This is a genomic window from Chloroflexota bacterium (genome assembly GCA_013152435.1).
Classification (GTDB): Bacteria; Chloroflexota; Anaerolineae; order DUEN01; family DUEN01; genus DUEN01.
Genome location: JAADGJ010000118.1, coordinates 13,933 through 39,203, shown reverse-complemented (window position 1 = coordinate 39,203; position 25,271 = coordinate 13,933). Strand labels below are relative to the sequence as shown.

The window sequence follows — 25,271 nt, the reverse complement described above, 5'->3', positions numbered from 1 at the left end:
CAAAGCCCGCCCCCGTGATCTCCCTCCGACCGGTGATGTCAGTGGGCCATTATACCCGGATCAGCGCAATCCCGCCAATTCCTGCAACCGGTGCCAGTTGGCCAGCCGGTCCGCATTGGCCCGCAGCAGCGTCTCCGAAGGGTTCCCGTCCTGATCGAATTGCTTGGCGAACCGCCCCTCCGTGCGAGCGAAGTAGATGAAGTCGATCACCTCGCCCGTCTTGGGGTTCCTGTACCAGTCCTCCTTCATGGCCGGGTTGCCGCGCAGGCTGAGCCGCTCTCGGAACGTGCTCCCCTTCCTCGGGTCGTAGATGAAGATCGGGAATGCCCGGGAGTCGACGGCCAGCTTGGCCTGGTGCAAGGACATATCGTCGGCGACGCCGTGCTCCGGCTGGCAGGTGGTATACACGTTCACCACGGCCGGGCCGGGGAACGAGTTCGCATCCATGATGGCCCGGTAGAAGTGGTTGATGTGCGCGGCCGTGGTCTGCGCCACGAACACGTTGGGGTGCATCATGGCGATCATCCCCAGCTCCTTGCGCTGCTCCTGCTTGCCCTCAATCGCCTTGCCGTGGACGGACATCTTGGTGTTCTGGCCGGTGTACGTGGCGGTGGAGGCTTGGCCGCCGGTGTTGGAGTAGACCTGGGTGTCCAGCACCAGGACCTTGATGTCCATGCCGGAGGCCAGCATCCGGCTGAGGGACTGGAATCCGATGTCGAGCATGGCCCCGTCGCCGCCCAGCACCCACAGCCGCTTCTCCTGCCAGCCCATCTGATCCCAGCGAGCGCGAATGCCCATGGCGTCGGCCGGGGCGTTTTCAAACAGCGAGTTGGTCCAGGAGACCCGGTAGGGGTTATAGGGGTAGGTGGAACCGTACACCGTGTTGCAGCCCGTAGCCGCCACGATGCCGATGTTCTCCGCTCCGTAGACGAACCCGGTGGCCGCCAGCATCATGCGGATCACGGTGGCCTCGCCGCAGCCCGCGCAGGAGCCCGCCCCGCCGACGTACAGCAGCGAGCGCTCGGCCAGCATCATGTCCGCCAGCACACGCTCGTTGATGAAGCGCTCCGGCGTCTCCGGCAGCTTGCGGAAGAACTCGATCCGCTTGCGGTAGGTGGGGATGGTATCGTCCTGCTTTCGGATCATCTGCAACGCGTTGTGATCGCCGCAGGCTACCACGCACTCCGCGCACCCCTTGCACTTCGTGGGATCGATCATGATGCTGAAAAGGCCGGGCTTCTGGCCCTTGCGCTCGTAACTGGTGTAGTACTTGGTGGTCTTGGCGAACTGCTGGCGCAGGTCCTCTCGGACGGCCTCGTCCTCGACCTCCGCCAGGTGTTGATCCAACACATCCGGCTCCACCACCTTGCCCAGGATCGCCGTGTCCGGGCACTCGGTGACGCACTCCATGCAGCCCACGCAGTTTTCGGCGATGAAGCGTGGGATCTCCGGCGCGATGTAGGAGAAGTCTCGCAACGCACCCGTACCAGCCGGAACCAGGCTGCGGCCGACCTCCTCGTCGGCCTCCAGCTCCGCATCTGCCGTGCCCTGTTCGTAAGCTGTCAGCACACGGTCGAAAAACTCCTGCACGTCGATGATGTCGGAGTATCGCTCGTCTCCGTTATCACCGGTGCGGATCTTCTTGATATCCTCACGATCCGTTACCACACCCATATCTTAACCTCACTTCCGCTCGTTGTGCCCTTCCCAAGAAAGACTTCCTATGCCGTCACGGCCTCGCCGTAGATCACCTCTTTGGGGATCTCGAACACTTCCTCGTATCCCCGGCGCACCGCGGTCAGGTTGTCCTGCACGACCTGCTCGCCGCGCTTGCCGAAGTATTTGCGGAGCGCTCGCTCCACGCCGGCCATCAGCTCTTCCCGGCTCATCCCCGCCCGCTCGGCGAAGGGGGTCGCCCGCAGGAAAATGCCCAGCAGGACGATGCCCTGCATGCGGACTCGGAGGTCGGGCTGGGAGGCCACCTCCTCGGCGATCTTCGCCGCGTCCAGGGCCAGCACCCGGATCCTCCGCTCCCGGATGATGCGCTTGGCGTACTCGGGCACGTCGGCCCAGACCTCGGCCGGATCCGTCTTGGCCGTCTGGATGAAGACCATGCCGCCCTCCTGCAGACCCGCCAGCGGGTTGCCCGTGTAGAACGCGCTCACGTCGTTTAACGGGACGAAGTCCACGTACTTCAGCTCGCAGTGCGTGCGGATGGGCTCCTCGGAGATCGTCAGGTAGTAGGTGGTGGGAAGCCCCTTCTTCTCCGATCCATACTTGGGGTAGGCCTGCACTCGGAGCCCGAAGACCTCACCGGCGATGTCGGCGATGACCTTGTTGGTCGTGACCGAGCCGTAGCCGCCCACCGAGTGCCCGCGCATGGAGAAGGCGCCCTTGGGGCGGATGTCCGGGTCGAAGGAGTTGTCCAGAGCCAGTTCGTGCTTGATGCCCAGGACGAAATAGCGGCGGCCGTTCTCGATCATGTGAGTGACGGTGGCGATGAAGTCGCCCGGCCGGATGTCACGGCTGCCCAACCCCGCCGATCCGGAGTAGATCGTGGGGATGCGGGTGACCTCGGGATAGCGATCGGCGCCGGTGAGCGCATCGGCGAAGGCCGCCTTGATCTCCATGGTCAGCGGGTTGGATTGCGCCATGGGGTTGTCCAGGCGCTCGATGACGCTGAAGGCGCGCACGTTGCGGAGCGCCTCCACCAGTTGAGGGCCGGGGAATGGCCGGAAGGCGGTGACGTGGACGATGCCGACGCGAATGCCGCGCTCGTCTCGCAGGTAGTCCACCGTCGCTCGCGCCGTCTCCATCATGCTGCCCATGCCGACGATCGCGTACTCGGCGTCCTCCATGCGATAGGCGTCGATCAGCCCGTAGCGGCGGCCGGTCAGCCGGTAGAACTCATCCATGGCCTCCTGCAATATGGCCTCCACCCTGTCGTACCAGGCCCGTTGGGCGATCTTCCCCTTCATGTAGGAATCCTGGTTCTGCACCACGCCGCTCTGAAGGGGGAAGCCCGGGTCCATGAGGTTGATCAGCTTGTCCTCTGGGCGGCCCACGAACTGCTTCATCAGCTCAGGCTCCGGCAGGAGCACGTTCTCCACCGTGTGGGTGGTGAGGAACCCGTCCTGCACGTTCAGGAAGGGGGTCTGGCTGTCCTCGGCCGCCCGCCGGGCGATCAGGGCCAGATCGCCCGCCTCCTGGGGGGTCCGGGCGAACACGATGCCCCAGCCCACGTCGGATACGGCCATCACGTCGTCGTGTCCCGCGTGGACGTTCAGCGACTGGGATGTCAGCGCCCGGGCGCCGATGTGAAAGACGCAGGGGAGCCGTTTGCCGGCGATGGTGTAGAGCACCTCCTTCATGAGCACGAGCCCCTGTCCGGAGGTGAAGTTGGTCACGCGGCCGCCCGCCAGGGCGAACCCCTCGCAGGCCGTCGCGGAGCTGTGCTCGGACTCCGGCTCGATGAAGACCATATGCTCGTCCCAGAGGTTCTTCTTCCCATTGGCCACCGCGGCGGCGTATCCTCCGCCCATGGCCGTGGACGAGGTGATGGGGTAAGCACACGCCCCCTGCGTGATGTGCGTCTCTACCCAGACGACGGCACCGGAGCCGTCGGTCGTGATCGGCAGTCCTGGATATGGAAACTGGTTCGGTGTTCCGTTTTCGCTCATGGATTCCTGTCTCCTGATTGTCCCTCGATTTCGTTCACTTGCCTCATCTCCGTGCGAGCCCGTCGTGTCCGCTTCTGATGCGCTTCCCGCGCCGTTTCTTCCCTTATGTCCTCTCGGGGCGCCTCTTGCTGATCCGCCGGGCGATCCCTTCGAGGGCATTGTACCGCAACCCGGCGCAGGCGTCAAAGATTTACAAATTTAAAAATAGATTTATGGTTCAATTTTGGGAGCGGGCGAGGCTTTCCCCCCGGAAATGCCGTTGCTTCGAAAGACAGGGGAACGCTGAAAGGAGGAATCACTAAGAGTGTGTCTGAGAAATGCCATTGCTTCTGCCGTGGGGAGGCCCGGGGGGCTCCGCCCCTCCCTGGAGTTTGGCCTTTTTCTTTGAGGTCCTATATATGCGGCCTCTTTTATGGTATCCCGTATCTTGGTATGGGTAGCGAAGGGCACTGCCCTTCGCTACCCAAAGGGCCAAACCAGAGGGTGGGGCTCCGCCCCTCCGGAGAAAGCCCTTCTTCTGCCCTCGACCTGCCTGGCCTCGGCCTGGGTTCTTCGGAAAGGGCCGAGAAAGGCAGGTGCAGGCAGGAAAAGCAGGGTTTTCCGTGGAGGGGAGGTCCCCTCCATACCACCCCCGGTGGAGCTGGTGGTTGAGGGAGACCCCTTAGACACCTTGCTGGTAAATTTTCAGACACGCTCTGAGACATGAAGCCCGAGAGCCGCAAATAGGGGGCTCGATTTCCCACAGATTCCCACATCCCGATGTGGGAATCTGTGGGATTTGTCCTGGCTCATGCTCGGAGCGGATGGACATGGCTTTCCTGGCTGCCATGTTGTAAGGACGGGCGACGCGTCGCCCGACGTAAGGTTGTGCCCCTGGACGTAAACCGACGGAAAGTCGTGCCTTGCGTCGCCGCGATCCTTCGTTCCCGGCCTCCCTCCCCAGGACAGTAAGGTTTTCGGAAAAGAGCCAAAGTCTGGGGATTCCCACATCCTGGTGTGGGAATATGTGGGAATGTGTGGGAATGGCGAGGGAATGTGGAAAATGTGCCTGGGAGGGTGGAGTGTGATACAATCATCGCGTGGTGATCCCCCGTGCGGACCTCATCACCTCGCCTCCATGGCGGGCGGGGAGGGGTTTCGTACATAACTGACCGCGCCTTCTGGGCGTTTTTGGGGTTACAGCGTAACGAAAGATCGGTCGCTCTGGCCGATTGCGCCATTCACAGATCGCAGGGAGGAGTAGCAGACGATGGGAAACGGACTAGAGGGAAAGTGGGCATTGATCCTGGGGGCATCCAGCGGCTTCGGAGCGGCGACGGCTCTTGAGCTGGCCCGGGCGGGGATGAACATCTTCGGCGTTCACCTGGATCGACGGGCTACCCTGCCGAATGCGCAGCGCGTGATCGACGAGATCGAGGGGATGGGGCGGCGGGCGGTGTTCTTCAATCAGAACGCGGCCGATCCCAAGGCGCGAGCGCAGGCGCTAGACCGGATGCAGGAGGTGCTCAAGGAGTCGGATCCGCCTCAGCCGATTTATCTGCTCATGCACTCGCTGGCCTTCGGTAGCTTGCTGCCCTTCATCGCGCCCTCGCCCAAGGAGGCCATCACGCAAAAGCAGATCGAGATGACGCTAAACGTGATGGCGAGCAGCCTGGTGTATTGGGTGCAGGAGCTGTTCTGGCGAGATATGCTCGCCCGGGGCAGTCGCATCTTCTCCATGACGAGCGCCGGATCCTACCGGGCCTTCAAGACGTACGGAGCCGTCTCAGCGGCCAAGGCGGCGCTGGAGGCCTACACCCGCCAGCTCGCGCTGGAGCTGGGGCCGTACGGCGTCATGGTGAACTGCATCGAGGCGGGCGTGACGGACACCCCGGCGTTGCGGAAGATCCCCGGCCACGAGGAGATGATCCAGGAGGCCACCCGGCGGAACCCCATGGGGCGCATGACCACGCCGCAGGATATCGCCAATACCATCCGAGCGCTGTCCGATCCCTCCGTGACCTGGATCACGGGCACGGTCATTCGCGTGGATGGCGGCGAGGCGATCACCGCGTAGCGAGAGCACGATCACAGGGGACGAGAGACGGAGGACGGAGCGCCAGGCTCCTGTCTTCCGTCTTTGTTTTCCCCGCGTGGGGATCATTCCGGCGGTGGGGTTCGCGCCGCCTGCACGATGATGGCGGCCGCGAGCCCCGCGGGCACCCGGCCGGTGTCGATCATCAGGTGGTAATAGCGCGGGCTCTTCCAGTCGGCGCCGGAGAAGAATCGGCGGAACCAGCTTCGGCGCTGCTCGTCGGCGCGTCGGATGATGTGCAGCGCGGCGTCCAGAGTGGCCAGGTTGCGCCGTTGCTGGATCCGTCGGGCTCGCACCTCCGGCGAGGCGTATAGATGCACGTGCAGGGCGTGGGGGTGATCCTGGAGGATGATCTGAGCCCCTCGCCCGATGAACACGATGTGGTCCCGTTGGGCCAGGGCCCGGATCGCCTCCGCCATCTGTTCCACATAGGCGGACTCGGTCAGCGGCCCGGCCCGGGTGCCCTGCCCCTTGGAGAACAGGGCCCTCATGTCCTGGCTGACCAGGGAGGGGCGGGACATGAGCCTCTCCTCGGCCTCAACGATCACCTCCACCGGCAGCCCGGCCTGGCGCGCCATCTCCGCCAGCACCTCCTTATCCACGCACACCGCTCCCAGCTCTTGGGCGACCTCCTCCGCGATACGCGTTCCCTCCGAACCCAACTCACGAGAGATCGTCACTACGGCCATCGTCGCCTCCTTTCCTCGGCGGGCGTTGCCGAGCCTGGGGGCACGGTTGGATGCCCCTGTCGAGACTGGGGTGAAACGATCGGCTTCGCTCTACAGCATATCACCGTCCCAGTACGGAGATCACCTCGGCGGCGATGTGGAAGCGGCCAAACGGTGGCATCAGGTAGATCCCCTGCACCAGATCTCGCACGGCCAACACCATCTCCTGCGCGATGCGGATCCCCTCGGCGGCCGGATCCTCCGCGTGGCGCATGCGGTCCAGGATAGGGTCGGGGATGTGGATGCCGGGCACCTCATTATGCAGGAACTCCGCGTGGCGGATGCTGCGCAGCGGCAGGATGCCCGCCAGGATGGGGATCGGCGGAGGGCCGAACCGCTCGATGAAGCGGTGTAGCACCGCGACGTCGTAGATGGGCTGCGTCAGCGCGAAGTCCGCCCCGGCCCGCACTTTGCGTCGCAGCACTTTCGCTTCCCTCTCCGGGTTGGGGGCGTCCATGTTCAGCGCCACGCCCACGAAGAAGGCCGTCGGCTGGCCGATGGGCTCGCCGGCCTGATCCACGCCCTGGTTGAAGGCCTGCTTGATGAGCTTGACCAGCCCGGAGGGCACCACGTCGTAGGAGTCCGTGGCCTGGGGATAGTCCCCGATGCTGGGGGGATCGCCCATGACGACGAACACGTTGCGGACGCCCAGCGCGTGGGCCGCCAGGAGGTCGCCCTGGACCCGCAGCAGGTTGCGCCCCCGGGTGGGGAAGTGCAACACGGCCTCCATGCCGACCTGCGTCTGGATGAGATGCGCGACGGCCCATGGGCTCATCCGCATGCGCGCCATGGGATTGTCCGCCACGTTGATGACGTCCGCCCCGGCCTCCTGCAGGAGCCGCGCCCCGGCCAGCACGCGCTCCGGGTTGAAGCTCTTGGGTGGATCCACCTCCACGGAGACGACGAAATCCCCGCGCTGGAGTTTCTCGGCCAGCCGGGTTGGGCCAAGGGTCACCGGTGGGGCGGGGGGCTCCACATCCGTCAGGACCGGGATCGACCAGTCCTCCGGCTCACTGGGGGCGACGCCGGCGAGGACGGCGTCCACGGACCGTCGCATGGCCCGGATGTGGTCGGGCGTTGTGCCGCAGCATCCGCCGACGATGGACACGCCCTGCTGGAGGAAGCGGCGGGCATAGTCGGCGAAGTAGGCGGGCGAGGCGGGATACAGGAGTCGCTCCTGATGGTGCTCCGGCCATCCCGCGTTCGGCTGCACCAGCAGGGGCGTGTCACCTGCCACATGCATGATCCGCTCGACCACCGCGTACACGCCGGAAGGCCCGGTGCTGCAGTTGACGCCGATGGCATCCACCCCCAGCGTCTGCAATGTGGTGACCACCTCCACCGGCGTATGGCCAACGGGGGTGCGTCCATCGGAGGCGAAGGTGACGGAGGCGATGACGGGCAGGTCGCAGACGGAGCGGGCTGCTCTCACCGCTTCCGTCAGCTCATCCAGGGCTCCGAACGTCTCCAGGATGATGAGATCCACGCCCGCGTCGGCCAGCGCGCCGATCTGCTCACGGAAGATCTCATACGCCTCGTCGGGTGTGATCTTCCCCAGCGGGGTCAGATGCTGTCCGAGCGGCCCCACGGAGCCCGCGATATAGACCCCGCGACCGGATTCCTCTCGGGCGCGTCGGGCCAGCGCGGCGCCCGCCTGGTTGATCTCTCGCACGCGGTCGGCCAGCCGATATCCGGACAGCTTAACCCGATTGGCGCCGAAGGTGTTCGTCTCGATGATCTCGGCCCCGGCCGCGATGTAGTCGCGGTGAATGCCGAGGATCAGATCCGGTTGGGAGATGTTCAGCTCATCAAAGCATCGGGTGAAAGGCACGCCGCGCTCGTATAACAGGGTCCCCATCGCTCCGTCGCAGAGGATGGGGCCACGGGCCAGTCGTTCCACGAAGGGTAACATCATCGATCCACTTCATCTCCTTGATGGGATGGGATGTCTTGGCATCCAGATTATAGCATAAGGTCGGAGTGGGGGAGCGAGGGCCGGGATGTGGGATCCGGACGGGTCAGCCCTCGGGGGTGTGGGCCTGTTCGGATGGGGAGTCCGATGCCCGGGCCTGATCCGCTGGCGGGGCAGCCGGATGCCAGAGGGCCTCCCTGTCGGCTGCCGTGGTCGCGCCGTAGAGCCTTCGGTATGTGGCGTAGAAGGAGAGGATGCGCTGCACATATACTCTCGGCTCGCTGAGGGTGATCTCCTCGAAGAATCGGTCATCGTCGCCGCCCGCCCGCTCCAGCCAGCGGAGCGCGTTGCCGGGCCCGGCGTTGTACCCCGCCAGCGCGGCGATCACGTCTCCGTCCAGCATCTGTAGCGCCGCCCGCAGGTAGTACGTCCCGAACTTCACGGAGACGTAGGGGCGGTACAGGAGCTCCCGACGGTAATCGCGCCAGCCCAGCCGGGTGGCGATCCACTCCCCGGTGGCGGGGATGACCTGCATGAGCCCGTGCGCGGCCGACAGGGAGGTCGCGCTCACCTCGAAGAGGCTCTCCTGCCGGATGACGGCGTAGACCAGCAGCGGGTCGAGCGCCTGCTCCGCCGCCTCTGCCTCGACGAGATCGGCGAAGTAGACGGGATAGGCCAACCGCTGGATGAAGGGCGGCGCGCTCTCTAATGGACCTGGCGAGAGGGCGATGAGCCGCTCGGCACAGGCGATGGAGAGGCGATACACGCCCATGTCACGAAAGCGCAGGGCCAGCCGATACAGGGCCAGCGGGTCGTGTTGGTAACGTTGGCGAAGGCGATTCAGTTCCCCGATCGCCAGGTCCTCCAACCCCAGGGCGAGCAGCTCCTGGCCGCGCAGCAGCGACGGATCCCGGGCGAGCTCGGGAGGCAGTAGCGAGAGGGGGCCCGGCGGCGAATCCGAGAGCCAGCTTCGTAGCCACTCCTCGGCTGCCTCCTGGTCGGAGGGGCCGGGAGGCGGCGCCGTCGGCAGGGGCGCGTTCAGGGGGAGCCCGGCCTCACGCGCCAGCGCCCGTGCGCGCTGGCCGTAGTATGTCTCGGGTTGCGCGATCAGAGGCTGCCAAGCTTCCATCGCCTGAGCCGGCTGGCCTGCTGCCAGCAGAGCCTTCCCCAGCCACAATCGCGTCTTGGCGATCAGCTCATCCGTGTCCAAGGAGTAAGCGTCCAGCAGGAGGCGCCAATCGTCGGCCGCCTCCGTCCAGCGTTCCAGACGGTACATGCACATCCCGGCCGCGAAGAGCGCCTTCTTCCCTTCCGCGGAGGTGGGATAGCGGGCCTGGACGTCGCGGTAGGCAGCGGCCGCTGCCCGGCAGTCCCCTGCCGTCTCCAGCAGCCGGGCCGCCTGCCGAAGCGCCTCGGCGGCCAGCGGGTGTTGAGGATAATCGTCCGCGAAGGTGAGCAGCCCGGAGCGGGCGGCGGCGGCGTCGCCCATGGCGGCCTGGGCGGCCGCCCGACGTAGCCATGCCTGCCCCCAGCAGGGACATTGGGGGAACTCCTCGATCACGCGTTCCCAGACGGCGATCGCCTCCTCGTATTGGCCCATCGCGTGGTAGGCTCGCGCCATGAAGTCGTACGCCTGGCCCTTGTGGGCGTCGGGGTTCGCTGTCACGTAGCGATCCAGGGCGGCCACTGCCAGCGCGTAGACGCCGTTGTAGTAGTTGATGATGCCCCGCTGATATTCATCCACGGGCGCTTCCAGGTCGAGGAGGGCCACGATGGCGCGATGGGCGTAGGGGCTGGTGGGCGCCGTATCGGCTGCCGCCTGGTAGCGTTGGATGGCCTCTCGGGTTCGCCCGGCCATCCGCAGCGCCTCCCCCGCCCGGTAGAGGATCTCAGCCCGATAGCCGGGATTGCGCGCGATGTCCAGGATGGCCTCGTATTGGGCGATGGCCGCTTCGGGGTCGTCGCGGTCCAGCGCCATCTGGGCCAGGATCTCCCGCAGGCGCAGCGCCGTGGGGATGTCCGGCGCGGCCTCGATGGCCCGGCCGTAGGCGTCCCCGGCCAGTTCCCATTCCTCCATCTGCCGATACGCATCCCCAATCCGTTCCCATGCCTCAGCGCGAGCCAGCCCACCCGCATCCAGGTAGGCCTGATACGCCTCGATCGCCCCGTTCCAGTTCCCTTGCCCTCTCAGCGCCTCCGCCAGCAGGAATCGGGCCCGTCGTCGGCGGGCGGCATCCGGGTCCAGTTCCAGGACCTGGAGCATGGCGGCGGCCGCCTCCCCGTAGTGTCCGTCGGCCAGGTAGCATTGGCCCAGGCGGAAGCGCGCCTCGTGTTCCAGAGGAGTGCCACCGGCCTCCGCCACGACCTCGGCGAACAGGCGTCGGGCGCGGTCGAATCGGCCCTCGGCCTGGAGCTGGACCGCCTCCTCAAAGCGCTGTGAGGGAATCGGCGTGGCGGTGGGACTCGGCGTCGCGGTCGGGGTGGGCGTGGGAGTGGAGGACGGCGTCGACGAGGGAGTGGGCGTGAAGGTGGGCTGGGGCGCGTGAGCGAGCGCCGTCGAGGAGGCCGGAGGCGGGACGTCCGCCTGGCTGCCATCGCGACTTATGAGCAGGACCAGCAGGCTGCCCCCGACGATGAATAACAGAAGGATGGCTGGCTTCCATAGGCGGCTGATGGATCCCCGAGATAGGATGCTCATGGCCTCATTATCACGTACCTGCTCGCGAGCGTCAAACCTATCTGCCGCACGGGTGGTCGGCGGATGGAGGACGCCCGGGCGACGTTCATCCGTCCCTCAGAGTGTGTCTGAAAGATGCTGTTGCTTCTGCTGGGGGGAGCCCCTCCGGAAAAAGCCCTTCTTTTGCCCTCGACCTGCCTGGCCTCGGCCTGGGTCCTTCGGGAAGGGCCGAGAGAGGCAGGTGCAGGCTGGAAAAGTGGGATTTCCGTGGAGGGGAGGCCCCCTCCGCACCTCCCCTTGTGGAGCCGGTCGTTGAGGGAGACCCCCTCAGAACATCGTGCCGGTAAATTTTCAGATACGCTCTCAATCCGCTGCCCTCTGGGGAGAGTGGCGGGCATGATCCCGGGGATGCAAGGCGTCATCGTGGAGACGGACTCGCCCGCTAGAGGTGAGGCTCGTCGCTCTTGGATCCATAGGCCAGCCAGACGAGGACGAGGATGAGGGAGAAGATGAGCAAACCGGCGAATACACCGATGAGGGGAAGCCCCCTCCGGAGGAACCATCCCATGATGCTGTCCCAGAAGGCAGTTCCCTCGTCCGAGCCGGCGGAGGAGGGTGGCTGTTCGGTGACGGCGATCACGGTCACGGCCGGCCTGGGGGTGGGCGTCCGGGTGATGGTCGGTGTGGCCGTCGGCGTGCGCGTGACAGGGGCGGTGGCCGCCGGCGAGGGGGTGGGCCGGGCGAGGGAGATGTCCGTCGATGGGCGGAGGGAGGGACTCACGCTCGTCGCTGTGGGGGTAGGCGTGCTGGTTGGGGATGCCCAACACGCGAACAGGGCGACATCGTCCAGGAACATGATGGTGCGCTGACCATCCCCGTTGTTGTAAACGTTGAAATAGACGAGCACCCACTGCCCCCGATAAGGCGTCAGATCGATGACCTTGCGTTGCCAGCTCTGTTCGTTGTGCAACGGATGGGGACGCCACAGGTCCGCGATGCGGGCATAGGAGAGGGGATCGAGGAGGAGGAGCTGTTGTCGGTCGCTGCCGTTGGGGGCGTCCGAGCGAGCCCAGTACCAGAACTCGATGCGGGCCGTCTGCGCGTCCGCTGGGATGAAGACCGCTTGGCGGATGGAGGAGTACGAGGCGGCGTCCGGCTGGCTTTGGTTGCCCAGCATGACGGACCGGGAGCCGCTGTGAACGGGATTGGGTGGTCCAACGAATGTGGGCCATAACAAGGTGCGGTACAGCTGCCAGCCGCCGTCCGTTTCAAAGCCGCCGTTTTGCAGAAGTTGGGTGCAGTTGCCGGGCACGGCGGTGGGCGCCGTGGTCGGCGCGGTGGTGGGGACCGGCGTGCTGGTGGCCGCGGTCGTCGGCGTTGGGGTCGGTGTGGGGGTAGGAGGCGTGCCCGTAGCCGAAGGTGTAGCCGTCGACGTGCTCGTGGAGGTGGGGGAGGGCGTGAACGTATGGGTGGGTGTGGCCACGGGGGTGTAGGTGTACGTGTCGATCAGGGCGCCTCCGCTGTCCCGCAGGTAGGCTGTGTCGCCGCCGTTGTTCCAAACGGGCGTGGTCCTCCCCCAGTAGAGATCCGCGGCCGTGTTGACGCCGCTGCCGGTCCAGACGCGCACGGACGCGCCCGGGTTCAGAGTGAAGGGAGGGAACGTGTATTTGTGATTCGCCTGGTCGCTCAGGGTCCATCCGGTCAGGCTGACGGCCGTCCCTCCCAGATTTTCGATGCGCACGTATTCCCCGTTGATATCGGCCCCCGGCGGATCGTATTCGATGTACATGATCGCGACGTTGGGGAGGGCTGCCGTGGGGGTGGACGTGGGCGGGGTGGCGGTCGTGGAGATGGAGGGGGTGGACGATGGCGTTGGGGTGGGGGTCACCCCCGTGCACACCTCCAGCTTCACGTTATCCAGGTAGAGCGCTGTGGTCTCGTCGTCGGCGCCTGCGCCGTCATTGTACACGTTGAAGTAGAGGATGATGGTCTTCCCCTTGTACATGCTCATGTCCGCCGCGGCGGTGAGCCAGGTGTGGTCGTTTCGTCGGGTATCCCATAGGATCTCAAGGGGAGCACGGGAGATGGGGTCCAGGATCTTGATCTGCTGTCGGTCGTCGTCGGCGGGGCCCTTGGCGATGGCGAAGAAGTCCCATCTCAACTCTACGGTGGCTGCGTCGGCGGGGATGGTGACGGTCTGTTCGATGGAGGAGTATGCCTCCTGGTTCGGGGGACTGGTGATCCCCAGTCGCATCGCGGTTCCCGAGCGGTTGGGTGCGGGGACGTAGGCCGGTGTGGCGGGGCTGACATGGAGCCACCATCCGCCGGTGTGCTCGAAGTCACCGTTGACGATGAGGTTCGTGCAGCCGGGAGGATCCGCGGGCTGTTTGGCGCCGGCGCTGCCCGGGATGGTCAGCATCCACGCGAGCAGAAGCAGCACGCCGGCGATGGTGGGACGCCGTCTACCCATGTCAGCCCTCCTACGTGTGCTTGTCCTCCAGGATTGACTACTACATTTTACCATGAAGCTCCAGGATTTTCAACGTTCGTCCCGATCAGGTGGCGCATCCAAAAGGGTGGAAATTCCGCGAAACAGCCCACGATGCCCGTCGCAAGCTCCCAGGAGTGGTGCGGAGGGGCCTCCCCTCCGCAGAAAAACGCTTTCTCTCGCCTTTTCCCTGCCTGGTTGGGGCTTTGGCCGGTGGCCTCCGGCCCCACGGGGCAGGTGAAGGGCTGAACATAGAGTTCTTCGGAGGGGCTACCGCCCCTCCGAGCCACCCCGGAGATGCGGGGCCGCGCTTCCGTATTGCTTATCTCAGCCTTGCCTTGCCCGGCTGAGGCGGGGGCTCTGGCCTATGGCCTAAGCTCCCGCCGGACAACAGTCCGGCGACACAGAGCGGACTGTTGTCCGCTTGGAGCACGCATGGGCAGGTGCAAAGACTCGGGGTATGACCCTATAAAGGGGATGCGCCTGCGGGCTTTTTCCCAGACGAGGAATTTATCCACCGCCACCTACCTGTGGGCAGGGGCGATTCATGAATCGCCCCTGCCCCGGCTTCATCTAAGCGAAGCTCAATAAAGTGTGTCTGAGAAATGCCGTTGTTTCTACCTTCGACTTGCCCGGCCTCGGCCTGGACTCTTCAGGAAGGGCCGAGAAAGGCAGGTGCAGGCCGGAAAATCGTCTCCACCCGGGGTAAGCCCCTCCGATCCTCCCCAAAGGGCGTGGGCACGCGTAGGGTCTGCCGAGGGCGATCCCGTGGCCATCTGGATCTTGGAGCCCTGGGAAGGCCGTTCTTGGCCCCGGCAGGCTTGCTCGGCCGATGCCTCATGTTGTAGAATAGCCCAACGCTCTGGGCAGGATGCTGCGTATGAACATCGGCGACCGGGTGCCGTGGATTCACGAGCCACGCGAGGGCGTGGCTTCAACAGGAGGAGGAGGCGTCGGAGTGCAGGCTCTGAAGCAACGTATCCTGGAAGAGGGGTGTAACCTGGGGCGAGGGATCCTCAAGGTGGACAGCTTCATCAACCACCAGGTGGATCCCGTGTTGATGTTGGAGGTGGGCCGGGCGCTGGCCGATCGGTTCCGCGAGGCGGGGGTGACCAAGGTCATCACGGCGGAGATCTCGGGCATCGCGCCGGCGCTGACCACCGCGCTGGCCCTGGGCGTCCCCGTCGTCTACGCACGCAAGAGCAAGCCCATCACCATGCCCGATCAGGTCTATCGCGACGTGGCGCCGTCTCACACGAAAGGGCGGGAGGTCGAGTTGTTGGTCTCCCCGGAGTACCTGGGGCCGGAGGATCGGGTGTTGTTGGTGGATGACTTCCTGGCCACCGGCCAGACCATCGCCGCCCTGGTGCGGATCGTCGAGCAGGCGGGGGCGACCCTGGTGGGCATCGGCGCGGTGATCGAGAAGCGCTTCGAGGGCGGCCGTGAGCTGTTGGGGACGCTGGGGATCCCGATCGAGTCCTTGGTCATCATCTCCAACATGGAGAACGGCCGCATCGAGTTCCTGGAGTGAGGGTATGGCCCGTGAAGCCGTCGTGGTCGTCGATTTCGGCTCCCAGTACGCGCAACTGATCGCCCGGCGGGTCCGAGAGGCCCACGTTTACTCCGAGCTGGTCCCCTGGGACGCGCCGGACGAGGCGTTTGAGCGGTTGGCGCCTAAGGGGTTCATCCTGTCGGGAGGGCCGGCCAGCGTCTACGAGCCGGGCGCGCCGCGCCTGCCGCGGGCGGTATTGCGGGCGGGCAAGCCCGTGCTGGGCATCTGCTACGGGATGCAGACGCTGGCCCACGAGCTGGGAGGGCGCGTGGCCCCCGCTGCTGAGCGGGAGTACGGCCCCGCCGATCTGGAGATCCTGGATCCCACCGTGCCCCTCTTCGTGGGGGTGCCCCAGCGCCAGCCGGTCTGGATGAGCCACGGCGATCGGATCGAGGCCCTGCCCCCCGGTTGGTCGGCCCTGGCGCGCACGGACAACTCCCCCATCGCCGCCATGGGCGATGTCGCCCGCGGCTGGTACGGCCTGCAGTTCCATCCGGAGGTTGAACACACCCGTTACGGCCGTGAGATCCTGCATAACTTCCTGTACCGCGTGTGCGGCTGTCAGGGGACGTGGACGCCCGGCTCCTTCATCGATGAGGCGGTCGCCCGGATTCGCGAGCGGGTGGGGGACGGCCACGTCATCTGCGGGCTGAGCGGCGGCGTGGACTCCGCGGTGACGGCCGCCCTGGTCGGGCGGGCGGTGGGCGATCAGCTCACGTGCATCTTCGTCAACACGGGGTTGCTGCGTCAGGGGGAGCCGGAGCAGGTGGTGGAGACGTTCCAACGCTCGTTGGGGCTGCGGCTGGTGGCCGTGGACGCTACCGAAGAGTTCCTCGCCGACCTGGCCGGGGTCACCGATCCGGAGGAGAAGCGCAAGCGCATCGGCGCTCGTTTCATCCGGGTGTTCGAGCGAGAGGCACGGGCGTTGGGACAGGTGGACTTTCTGGCGCAGGGCACCTTGTATCCCGATGTGATCGAGTCCACGTCGGCCGAGACCCGGGCCGCCCAGAAGATCAAGACCCATCACAACGTGGGCGGGCTGCCCCCCGATCTCCAGTTCGAGCTTGTCGAGCCGTTGCGCTACCTGTTTAAGGACGAGGTGCGGGCCGTGGGCGAGGCGCTGGGGCTGCCGGAGGAGATCGTGTGGCGCCATCCCTTCCCCGGCCCCGGGCTGGCGATCCGCATTCTGGGCGAGGTGACCTGGGAGCGTCTGGAGACGCTGCGTCGGGCGGACGCGATCCTGCTGGAGGAGCTGCGTGCGGCGGGGCTCTATCGTCAGACGGCTCAGGTCTTCGCCGTGTTGTTGCCCGTGCGCTCGGTGGGCGTCATGGGGGACGGCCGCACCTATGCCAACGTGATCGCGCTGCGCGCCGTGACCACGGACGATTTCATGACGGCGGATTGGGCGCGATTGCCTTATGACCTGCTGGCCCGCGTGAGCAGCCGCATCGTGAACGAGGTCCCCGGCGTGAACCGGGTGGTCTATGACATCACCTCCAAGCCGCCCGGTACCATCGAGTGGGAGTGAGGCCGTGGCCCGGCGCTGTGCGCGGCCGTGAGGCGATGGATGCGTAGGTCTCGCGTGTTCCTGTTGGGGCTGGCGGTTTTTCTGGCCGCCTCCCTGGGGCCCCGGCTCTGGACGTATCACCAGGAGATGGGGCCGATCCCTCGGGGTGTGACCATCGCCGGGATGGACCTGAGCGGCGCCCGGACCCTCGACGAGGCTGCCCAGGCGCTAGCGGACGCGCTCTCGCAGCCGGTGCTGATCCGCTATGGGGAGCAGCATCTGCTCCTGCGGCCCTCCGAGATCGGCTTCCAGCCGGACCTGGAGGCGATCTTCGCCGAGGCGGAACGGTATCGCCACGGCGAGTATTTCTGGCGTGGCTTTTTCGCTTATGCCACTCATCAACCTCCTCCTCAGGTTGAGGTCCCCGTTCGCTTCTCGCTGGACACGACCGCGTTGGCCGCCTGGCTGAACAAGATTGCCGCCCGCTATGATCGAGACCCGGTGCCCCCACGTGTGGTTCCGGCCACCGGGCGGATCACTCCCGGCAAGCCCGGTCAGCGGTTGGATCCTCAGGCCTCTGTGCCGGGCCTGATCGCCGCGCTCACTCGGGCGACGGACCGCCAGGCGGACCTGGTGGTCATCGAGGAGCCGCCGCCCAAGCCGGACATCTCATTGTTGCATGAGCTCCTGCAGAGCAGGCTGGATAGCTTCCCCGGCATCGCCAGCGTGTGGGTGCGGGATATCCGCAACCGGCGGGAGGTGGGGATCAACGAGGAGGTGGCCTACGCGGCCATGAGCACGATGAAGATCGCCATCCTGATGGAGGTCTACCGGCACCTGGACGATGAGCCCGACGTGGAGACGTCCCGTCTGATCTCGGAGACCATGCGGCTGAGCGGGAATTACACGGCGAATCTGTTGCTGGGCATCATCGGCGATGGCAGCCCGGATCGGGGGGCGCAGATCGTGACACAGTCGATGCGCCGGCTGGGGTTACGCAACACGTTCATCGCCGCCCCGTACGACAAGCATTCCGGCGTTCCCCCGCACGTGGTCACGCCGGCCAACCAACGCAAGGACCTGGACACGAAGCCGGACCCGTTCATGCAGACCACGGCCAAGGACATGGGGCTGCTCATGGAGATGATCGTGCAGTGCGCCGAGGGGGGCGGGACGCTGCTGGCCGCTTACCCGGGCGAGCTCACGCCGCACGAGTGCCAGGAGATGATCGACTGGATGGCGGGGCTGCGCATCGGCGTGCTGCTGGAGGCGGGGGTGCCGGAGGGCACGCGTATGGCCCATAAGCATGGCTTCATCGACGACACCCACGGCGATGTGGCCGCCATCTGGGGGCCCAACGGGCCTTACGTCATCGCCGTCTATCTCTATCGGCCGGTGTGGCTGGAGTGGGAGCTGAGCTCGACGCTCATGGCCGACCTCTCCCGCATCACCTACGAATTCCTGAGGGATTATCCACCATGATATCACCGGGGAGAGCGTTGGAGAACGCGCCATCGGCGGAGCGTCTATCTATGGTAGGGGCCCGGCGCCGTGCTCCTACCAAAAATCGCGGGCGATGCCGTAGGGGCTATGGGTGGAGCATCCGCCTCGCACTCTTGCCGCTCATTACGCTTTTCCTCTCCTTGATGCCGGCGTTGGGCTACGTGGATGCCCATTGTAGGGGCCAGGCATGCCTGGCCCCTACAATCCGCCTGTCCTTGCGAATGAATGGCGGAGTGGTGACCTTCACCCACACGACGCAGGCCGACTTCATGGCGGGCGAGCGGGATCACCTGGACGCCCGCGGCCTGGACGCGCTGGGCACGCCTTATGCCTACGATCACGACCCGCGAGGCTTCCTGCGGCTGCGCTCTCAACCGGGCGTGTGGACCAAATATCCGGGGAATCCGGTGCTCGATACCGGGCCGGCCGGCGCCTGGGATGCCACCGTGGTGGACGAGGCCAAGGTGGTCTTCGACGGCGAGACCTTCCACATGTGGTATTCCGGCCGCAACCGGGATGAGCCGCCCGCGGGCCGTCACAAGGCGCCCATGCGCATCGGGTATGCCACCTCGCCGGATGGCGTGGATTGGACCCGCCACCCGGCGAACCCCGTGCTGGACGTCGGCCCGGCCGACGGGCCGGATGCCAACATCGTCTATCCGCCCTTCGTCCTCTTCGACGGCGAGCAGTTTCGCATGTGGTACAGCGCCCATGACTTCGAGCGCTGGTCCATTAACTACGCCACCTCGCCCGATGGTGCGCATTGGACGCGATATGAGGGGAACCCATTGATGGTGGCGGAGCGAGACGATCGTTGGGATGCGAACTACATCTCCGAGCCGGCCGTGCTCTTCAACGGCGAGAAGTTCGAGATGTGGTACAACGGCGGGTCGGAGCGAACGGACACGCTGCGGATCGGCTATGCCTGGTCGCCCGATGGGTTGCGCTGGGAGCGGAGGGCCGAGGATCGCTGGGTGCTGGACGTCGGCCCGCTGGGCTCCTGGGACGACTTCTCCGTCGCCCGGGCCCACGTGATCTTCGACGGCGAGCGTTATCAGATGTGGCACGAGGGGCACGACGGTAAGCATTGGCGGATCGGGTACGAGGTCTCGGACGATGGCATCCATTGGCGGCCGGGCGCGGAGAACCCCATCCTGGACCTGGGCCCCGCCGGGAGCTGGGATAGCGTCCATGTGGCCGAACCCTATGTGCTGTTCGATGGCGAGTTGTACCGTCTGTGGTACTCAGGCTATGACGGCGATAAGTATCGGATCGGCCTGGCGACGGCGCCGCCGGTGTACAGCGAGCGCGGCGTGTTCACCTCGCCGCCGATGGATGCGGGACAGCCGGTGCTGTGGCGGGAGTTGCGATGGATGGCCCGGGTGCCCGAGGGCACGGGCCTGGCCGTGGCCGTTCGCATGAGCCCGGATGGCAAGACGTGGGAGGAATGGACCCCGGTGGCCGAGGCCAGCGCCGATGGTGAGAACATCGCGCGCCTGGATGGACCCCCGGCGCGCTATCTGCAGTATCAGGTCGTGTTCACCACGGAGGATCCGGCCCGTTCCCCCGTATTGGAGGAGATGAGCGGCGCGGCCCTGCTTCCGACACCGACTCCCACAGCGACCCCTTCGGCGACTCCCACGGCCACCCCGACCGCGACGCCCGTCCCCATGCCGACCCCGACTCCCACGCCGGTGCCGCTCATATCCCGGGCGGTGGGATCAACCGGGCTCCTGGTCGTCGGGCTGGCCGTGCTCCTGGTGCTCGTGCTGGTCGTGGCCACGCTGATCCGCCGGCGATAGAGGAGATCCTGGGAGGATGGGTTGCGACGCCTGGATGCGTCCATGGAGAAGATGAAACAGGCTCGGGCGAAACCGCCCGAGCCTGTGTGCTCCTCTTCTCCCGGCCTGCCGGGTGATCAGGGCCCCGACGAAGAGCCAAGCTCCAGGTTGGTCTCCTCCAGGACCTGCTTGTACACCTCGTAGTCTCCGAAGTACTCGCGCTCGTATTCCTTCCCCTCATACGTGCCGGTGAAGAGCCATCGCTTGACGTAATCCATGGTGAGAGCGACCCCGCTTCGCAGGTCGTAGCACGCTTCGCCCTCCAGCACGACGGTCCATCCCTCTCCCTGTTCCTCCTCCATAGACCGGGGTTCCGTGCACCATACGGGGATCTCTTTGTCGCCCAGCGTGATGGTACGATTGGCCTCCCCCAGGTTGGCGGGCCCTTCAAAGAAGTGGAAGAGCACCTCTTTCTCCGGGGGGGATCCCTCCTCTCCGGAGTATCGGTCCACCAGCACGACCCAGGTGGATGTCTCCCCGCAGTCGTCTTCCCACGTCGCCTCGCGTGCGACTTCGAGCCAGCGTTCGTTGATGACCTTGCTCGCCTGGGCGGTATTCTTCCCCTCGCATTGGGTGGTCTTACAGCCGCGAGAGTGGCATTCCCAGTGCATGCTCCAGGTGGCCGTCAGGTCATCCGGCAGGATGGGCGGGACCACGGGCACGTTGTCCACTTCGCCGCGAGCGCGGGTGACCTGTGCGCTGACCCAGCCGGGCTTGTCCTCCTGCACGCAGCAGATGCGCCACCAGGTCCGATCCGGGTTGACGCCAATGATCCGAACCTCCTGACCCGGCGCGAGCGTGGCGAATGGCTCCCAGACCAGCCCCGGGCCGGAGCGCACGTTGACCGCCACGTCGCCCGCCGGGCTGACGAAGGCCTCTGGGGGTGTGGGGGTGGGGGCGGCAGAGGCCGTTTCGGTGAGCACCATGGTCGGTGATACGGTGGCCGTCGCGGTGATCGTCAGGGTCGGCGTGACGGTGAGTTGTGCGGCGATCGTGGCGAGCTGCGCTGCCGCGGCCACTTCGGTCGCCTTCGCGTTCGCGATGGCCTGGCTGGCGGCCGCATCCGTGGCGCGAGCCGCCGCGAATTGCTCTAGTTGTTCCGGGCTCATCGCGGCGCAGCCGGCCAGGAAGGCCAGTCCTCCGACCAACAGTATGGCGATCAGAAGTGATGAGCGTTCCATTGAGATCCCTCCTTCGTGCGGCAAGGGCGAATCAGAAGACGCGATTCAAGAGCGTATCTGAAGATTTATCGCCAAGGTGTCTGAGGGCATCCCTCAGCCATGCGCTCCACGGGAGGAGCTGTGGGGGGATTCCCCTCCACAGAGCCGGATGCCCGCACGTTTCCGGCCTGCACCTGCCTTTCTTGGCCCTCTCCGCAGGATCTGGGCCAAGGCCGGACAGGCCAGAGGCGGAAGGAAGGCATTCTTCGGAAGGGCTCCGCCCCTCCCCGTCGCAGGAGCAACTGGATTCCTCGGACACGCCTCAAGACGATTCTATTATAGGAAATTCTGGATGACCCGTCAACATGCCCGCGCTTGGTGACGGTTCACCGTTGAAGGGATCTGGGATCTCGTCCAAGACCGTTCGGGGGCACTCAGTTGATCGCGAAGCGCTGCCTCCGATTGGGAGGGTTGTGAGCGGCTACTGCGCTTGCAAAGGGGGAGTGCGGGAGAGAAGCCCCTCCGCGGGAGAACGCTGGGTGCGAGGCTATCCCGCGAGGGGGATGGGCGGCGTAACTCCGATCACAGGGTTGGCGTGGGGTTCAGCGTCAGCCCGTGCTCCCGAGCGAACGCTTCCAGATCGGCCAGCGCCCGCGCCACGTAGGCCCGGTAGCGCTCTCGCTTCTTCCGGATGCGCCTCTCCAACGGAGGCAGGATGCTGAAGTTGGCCTTCATGGGCTGGAAATCCTTGGGATCGGCGTGGGTGATGTAGTGGCAGAGGGCGCCCAGCATCGTCGTTGGGGGGAAGACCAGCGGGGGCTGGCCCTGCATCAGCCGGGCGGCGTTGATCCCCGCCACCAGCCCGGTGCCGATGTTGCCCACGTACCCCTCGACGCCGGTGATCTGCCCGGCGAAGAAAAGGTCATCCCGCTGGCGGAATTGCAGGGTCGGACGGAGCAGCGTGGGGGAGTTGATGAAGGTGTTCCGGTGCATCATCCCATATCGGGCGAACTCCGCGTGTTCCAGTCCGGGGATCATGCGGAAGACCCGGCGTTGCTCGCTCCACTTCAGGTTCGTCTGGAAGCCGACCATGTTGTAGAGCGTGCCGGCCAGGTTATCCTGGCGTAGCTGGACCACCGCGTACGGGCGGCGGCCGGTGCGCGGGTCGATGAGCCCTACGGGGCGCATGGGGCCGAACGCCAGTGCCTGTCGGCCCCGGCGGGCGATGATCTCCACCGGCAGGCAGCCCTCGAAGAAGCGAGGATCCTCCCACATGCGTCGCTCGAACTCTCGCAGCTCGATGGTCTCCGCCTCCAGCAATGCATCCACGAAGCGGTTGTATTCCTCTTCGTTCAGCGGGCAGTTGATGTAATCGCCCTCCTCCTGTTCGCCGCGGCCGTAGCGTGAGGCGCGAAACGCGATCTCCATGTTGATCGACTCGGCCGTGATGGTGGGGGCGATGGCGTCGAAGAAGTACAGGTACTCCTGCCCGGTGATCCGGGCGATGTCCTCCGCCAGCGCGTCCGAGGTGAGGGGGCCGCTAGCCACAATCACGGGCCGATCGGTGGGGATGGAGGTCACCTCCTCCCGGATGACGCGAATGTTGGGGTGCTCCTCGATGCGCCGGGTGACCAGATCGGCGAACGCCTCCCGATCGACGGCCAGCGCTCCCCCGGCCGGGAGCGCGGTCTCGAACGCGGAGGCCAGGACCATGGAGCCCAGCCGTAGCAGCTCGGTCTTGAGCAGGCCCGCTGCCCTGTCGGGCAGCTTGGATCCCAGCGAGTTGGAGCAGACCAACTCGGCCAGTTTATCGGTGACGTGGGCTGGCGTCTGGCGCACCGGGCGCATTTCGTACAGCTCGACCTGAATGCCGCGCTGCGCGGCCTGCCAGGCGGCCTCACATCCGGCCAACCCCCCGCCGATCACCATGAGCGTGTTCGGATTCGGTTGCGTCACCTCGTTATCCCCCTTCGCAGCAGCGGCTCCCACCTGTCGCTAATCGTCTTGATCTGCTGTTGTGCGGCCGAGCGTGGGAGCCCGGCCTGCGCGTGTGGCCGGGCATGGCGGTCCGGGCCGCTGACGTCCCATCGTAGCGGCGCTGGCTCCCACGCCGGCGCCGGTCGCTGGGTAAGCGGCCGAGCGTGGGAGCTCGGCCTGCTGTGTGTGGCCGGGCATGGCGGTTCCAGACCGCCGGCGTCCCATCGTAGCGGTGCCGGCTCCCACGCCGGCGCTGTGCGGCGTTCGCTATTGCAGCTTGCCGCGGGCCAGGATGGGCCAGATGGCCTCCACCTGGTCGCCACGCACCCCATAGATCACGTCGAACAGATTGCTGACGGGGCAGGCGTGATTGGGGATCACCGTGACCCGCTCGCCCACCTCCGGCTTGCGGCGGCATCGGCTGATGTCCACGTAGCCGTGCTCCTCGTTCATCCGATAGATGGCCGCGTCGGGGTACTCCTCGATACGTCCCATGGGCAGGCCGCCATCGCTGGAGAAGGTCTTGCTGCCGCCGTCGATGATAGCCCGGTCTGGAGTGGGGCGGCTGACCACTGTGCAGATCACCTTTTGGGCGCACTGCTCCGGTGTGCACCAGCCGTGCTTCACTGTGTTCCAGTCGTTGTACACGTAGGTGCCCACGCGGATCTCCGTCAGCTCCGGGATCTCGTGCGAGTGATAGGCCGCCCCGGTGCCGCCCCCGCTCACCATCTCCGCCGGCAGCCCCGTCGCGGCCAGGGCGTCCAGGAAGGCGCGCAGGCGGGGGGCGGATTCCGGCATGCTGGGATAGGTCATCACGCCGCGATAGCGTAGCTCCGGCGCGTCCTCGATCGCCCGCGCCAGCTCTACCGCCTCCTCCGGCGTGTGCACGCCTGCTCGCCCGATCTCTCCCTCCAGCTCGATGATCACGTCCAGCGGCCGACCGGCCTCGGCGGCGGCCTGGGCCAGCCCGCGCACCGTCGTCATGGAGTCCGCGGCCACGATCAGGTGGCATTGGTGCATGAGGCGTGCCAGCCGCTCCAGCTTGGTCCGCCCCACGATGTTATACGGGATCAGGATATCGTCGAAGCCGGCCGCGGCGAACACCTCCGCCTCGCCCAGCTTCTGGCAGGCGATGCCCTGCGCCCCGGCTCGCGCCTGCATGTGGGCGATGGCGGGCGTCTTGTGCGTTTTGATATGTGGGCGCAGGCGGATCCCATGCTCATCGCAGTAGGCCTGGAGCCTCCGGATGTTGTCCTCCATGATGTCCAGGTCCACGATCAGGGCGGGGGTGTCCAGGTCATCGCGGCGCATGGGGACCTCCTAATCCGGGAGTGCTACGATCGCATCGATCTCCACCAGGATGCCGGAGAGATCGGATTGCACCGTGGTGCGCGCCGGATAAGGCTCGGGGAAATATCGCTGGTAGACCTGGTTGTAGATCGGGAAGTGGGCCATGTCCTTCAGGTACGCGTGGACCTTGACGACGTCGGCCATGGTGGCGCCGGCCGCCTCGACGATGGCCTTCACGTTCTCCAGACATTGGGTGACCTGGGCCTCGATCCCCTCCGGGATCTCGCCGGTGGCAGGGTTCGCCGGCCCTTGGCCGGCCACGTACAGGGTCCGTCCGCCGGTGATGACGCCCTGGGAATAGGGACCGGCGGGACGCGGTGCCTTCTCCGTGCGAACGATCTCCTTCATGATTCCCTCCTCTGGGTGGGTGCTTCTCCGGCCTGGCTAACGGGCGCCGAGCGCAGGATGGCCAGCAGGTCCTGCGGGATCCGGCGCACCGTGCCGGTGTGATCGATGCAGATGTGACGGGTCTCCCCGGTGACCAACAGCTGATCGTCTGCGCAACGGCGTATCTCGTAGGCGAAGGTGAGGCCGCGGCTGCGCAGCTCGGCCAGGCGGGTGCGTACGGTCACCCGCTCGTCGTAGCGAGCGGGCACGTGAAAGCGGGCGTGCACCTCGGCCACGGTAAACCAATAGCCGCGTCGCTCCACTTCGGAGTAAGGGAAGCCGCAGGCTCGCATGAACGCGCTGCGCCCCTCCTCGAACCAGACGATGTAGGCCGCGTGATGGACGATGCCCATGGCGTCCGTTTCGGCGTATCGCACGTGGAATGATATGTCGACGGCGGGCGATGTCATAAAGCGCATCTCCTCAGGGTAGGTT

General features: G+C 66.0%; 15 protein-coding genes and 1 pseudogene. 5 read left to right on the top strand and 11 right to left on the bottom strand.

Features of this window, described 5'->3' with window-relative positions; genetic code table 11:
- Nucleotides 1-60: 60 nt before the first annotated feature.
- Together GXP39_16790 and GXP39_16785 are read right to left on the bottom strand one after the other, a co-directional pair.
- On the bottom strand, nucleotides 61-1,674 hold the full coding sequence (locus GXP39_16790; protein ID NOZ29689.1) for a thiamine pyrophosphate-binding protein: 1,614 nt from the start codon (nucleotides 1,672-1,674) through the stop codon (nucleotides 61-63).
- 47 nt (nucleotides 1,675-1,721) lie between these two features.
- The gene (locus GXP39_16785) at nucleotides 1,722-3,680 is read right to left on the bottom strand and encodes a pyruvate ferredoxin oxidoreductase (protein NOZ29688.1); all 1,959 of its coding nucleotides are present in this window, start codon (nucleotides 3,678-3,680) and stop codon (nucleotides 1,722-1,724) included.
- A 1,249-nt stretch (nucleotides 3,681-4,929) separates the two neighbouring features.
- Between GXP39_16785 and GXP39_16780 the strand changes: the two genes are divergently transcribed.
- The gene (locus GXP39_16780; GenBank protein NOZ29687.1) at nucleotides 4,930-5,736 is read left to right on the top strand and encodes an SDR family oxidoreductase; all 807 of its coding nucleotides are present in this window, start codon (nucleotides 4,930-4,932) and stop codon (nucleotides 5,734-5,736) included.
- A gap of 83 nt (nucleotides 5,737-5,819) precedes the next feature.
- Here the strand turns inward: GXP39_16780 and GXP39_16775 are convergent, their stop codons facing one another.
- From GXP39_16775 to GXP39_16760, 4 genes and pseudogenes are all read right to left on the bottom strand, one after another.
- A complete protein-coding gene (locus tag GXP39_16775) occupies nucleotides 5,820-6,443 on the bottom strand; it encodes a cytidylate kinase-like family protein (protein NOZ29686.1) in 624 nt (207 codons plus the stop codon).
- 100 nt (nucleotides 6,444-6,543) lie between these two features.
- The gene (locus GXP39_16770) at nucleotides 6,544-8,397 is read right to left on the bottom strand and encodes a bifunctional homocysteine S-methyltransferase/methylenetetrahydrofolate reductase (GenBank protein NOZ29685.1); all 1,854 of its coding nucleotides are present in this window, start codon (nucleotides 8,395-8,397) and stop codon (nucleotides 6,544-6,546) included.
- Nucleotides 8,398-8,500: 103 nt separating this feature from the next.
- Nucleotides 8,501-11,092 (bottom strand): tetratricopeptide repeat protein, encoded by a 2,592-nt coding sequence (locus GXP39_16765; protein ID NOZ29684.1) that lies wholly within the window; start codon nucleotides 11,090-11,092, stop codon nucleotides 8,501-8,503.
- 1,468 nt (nucleotides 11,093-12,560) lie between these two features.
- Nucleotides 12,561-13,595, bottom strand: a pseudogene (locus GXP39_16760) (hypothetical protein).
- Nucleotides 13,596-14,517: 922 nt separating this feature from the next.
- Between GXP39_16760 and xpt the strand changes: the two are divergent.
- From xpt to GXP39_16740, 4 genes are all read left to right on the top strand, one after another.
- Nucleotides 14,518-15,090, top strand: coding sequence for a xanthine phosphoribosyltransferase (xpt, locus tag GXP39_16755; GenBank protein NOZ29683.1), 573 nt, complete (start codon nucleotides 14,518-14,520; stop codon nucleotides 15,088-15,090).
- Between the two features lie 4 nt (nucleotides 15,091-15,094).
- Nucleotides 15,095-16,639 carry a glutamine-hydrolyzing GMP synthase gene (guaA, locus tag GXP39_16750; GenBank protein NOZ29682.1) on the top strand — a complete coding sequence of 515 codons (1,545 nt, stop codon included), beginning with the start codon at nucleotides 15,095-15,097 and terminating at the stop codon, nucleotides 16,637-16,639.
- 39 nt (nucleotides 16,640-16,678) lie between these two features.
- Complete coding sequence (locus tag GXP39_16745; protein ID NOZ29681.1) at nucleotides 16,679-18,100, top strand: class A beta-lactamase-related serine hydrolase; 1,422 nt, start codon at nucleotides 16,679-16,681, stop codon at nucleotides 18,098-18,100.
- Nucleotides 18,101-18,354: 254 nt separating this feature from the next.
- Nucleotides 18,355-19,923, top strand: coding sequence for a hypothetical protein (locus tag GXP39_16740; protein NOZ29680.1), 1,569 nt, complete (start codon nucleotides 18,355-18,357; stop codon nucleotides 19,921-19,923).
- Between the two features lie 116 nt (nucleotides 19,924-20,039).
- Here the strand turns inward: GXP39_16740 and GXP39_16735 are convergent, their stop codons facing one another.
- From GXP39_16735 to GXP39_16715, 5 genes are all read right to left on the bottom strand, one after another.
- Nucleotides 20,040-21,143 (bottom strand): hypothetical protein, encoded by a 1,104-nt coding sequence (locus GXP39_16735; GenBank protein NOZ29679.1) that lies wholly within the window; start codon nucleotides 21,141-21,143, stop codon nucleotides 20,040-20,042.
- Between the two features lie 561 nt (nucleotides 21,144-21,704).
- Nucleotides 21,705-23,051: a methylenetetrahydrofolate--tRNA-(uracil(54)-C(5))-methyltransferase (FADH(2)-oxidizing) TrmFO gene (locus GXP39_16730; protein ID NOZ29678.1), complete on the bottom strand. Its 1,347-nt coding sequence runs from the start codon at nucleotides 23,049-23,051 to the stop codon at nucleotides 21,705-21,707.
- Between the two features lie 315 nt (nucleotides 23,052-23,366).
- A complete protein-coding gene (locus tag GXP39_16725; protein ID NOZ29677.1) occupies nucleotides 23,367-24,410 on the bottom strand; it encodes a D-TA family PLP-dependent enzyme in 1,044 nt (347 codons plus the stop codon).
- Between the two features lie 9 nt (nucleotides 24,411-24,419).
- The gene (locus tag GXP39_16720; GenBank protein ID NOZ29676.1) at nucleotides 24,420-24,800 is read right to left on the bottom strand and encodes a hypothetical protein; all 381 of its coding nucleotides are present in this window, start codon (nucleotides 24,798-24,800) and stop codon (nucleotides 24,420-24,422) included.
- On the bottom strand, nucleotides 24,794-25,246 hold the full coding sequence (locus GXP39_16715; GenBank protein ID NOZ29675.1) for an acyl-CoA thioesterase: 453 nt from the start codon (nucleotides 25,244-25,246) through the stop codon (nucleotides 24,794-24,796). The genes GXP39_16720 and GXP39_16715 overlap by 7 nt, the downstream gene beginning before the upstream one ends.
- Nucleotides 25,247-25,271: the final 25 nt, after the last annotated feature.

What these genes read in the sequence shown, in the direction of transcription:
- GXP39_16785 (NOZ29688.1), bottom strand. Translation starts at nt 3,680, where the DNA reads ATGAGCGAAAACGGAACACCGAACCAGTTTCCATATCCAGGACTGCCG.
- guaA (NOZ29682.1), top strand. Translation starts at nt 15,095, where the DNA reads ATGGCCCGTGAAGCCGTCGTGGTCGTCGATTTCGGCTCCCAGTACGCG.
- GXP39_16770 (NOZ29685.1), bottom strand. Translation starts at nt 8,397, where the DNA reads ATGATGTTACCCTTCGTGGAACGACTGGCCCGTGGCCCCATCCTCTGC.
- GXP39_16725 (NOZ29677.1), bottom strand. Translation starts at nt 24,410, where the DNA reads ATGCGCCGCGATGACCTGGACACCCCCGCCCTGATCGTGGACCTGGAC.
- GXP39_16780 (NOZ29687.1), top strand. Translation starts at nt 4,930, where the DNA reads ATGGGAAACGGACTAGAGGGAAAGTGGGCATTGATCCTGGGGGCATCC.
- GXP39_16715 (NOZ29675.1), bottom strand. Translation starts at nt 25,246, where the DNA reads ATGACATCGCCCGCCGTCGACATATCATTCCACGTGCGATACGCCGAA.
- GXP39_16730 (NOZ29678.1), bottom strand. Translation starts at nt 23,051, where the DNA reads ATGGTGATCGGCGGGGGGTTGGCCGGATGTGAGGCCGCCTGGCAGGCC.
- GXP39_16745 (NOZ29681.1), top strand. Translation starts at nt 16,679, where the DNA reads ATGCGTAGGTCTCGCGTGTTCCTGTTGGGGCTGGCGGTTTTTCTGGCC.
- GXP39_16735 (NOZ29679.1), bottom strand. Translation starts at nt 21,143, where the DNA reads ATGGAACGCTCATCACTTCTGATCGCCATACTGTTGGTCGGAGGACTG.
- GXP39_16790 (NOZ29689.1), bottom strand. Translation starts at nt 1,674, where the DNA reads ATGGGTGTGGTAACGGATCGTGAGGATATCAAGAAGATCCGCACCGGT.
- GXP39_16765 (NOZ29684.1), bottom strand. Translation starts at nt 11,092, where the DNA reads ATGAGCATCCTATCTCGGGGATCCATCAGCCGCCTATGGAAGCCAGCC.
- GXP39_16775 (NOZ29686.1), bottom strand. Translation starts at nt 6,443, where the DNA reads ATGGCCGTAGTGACGATCTCTCGTGAGTTGGGTTCGGAGGGAACGCGT.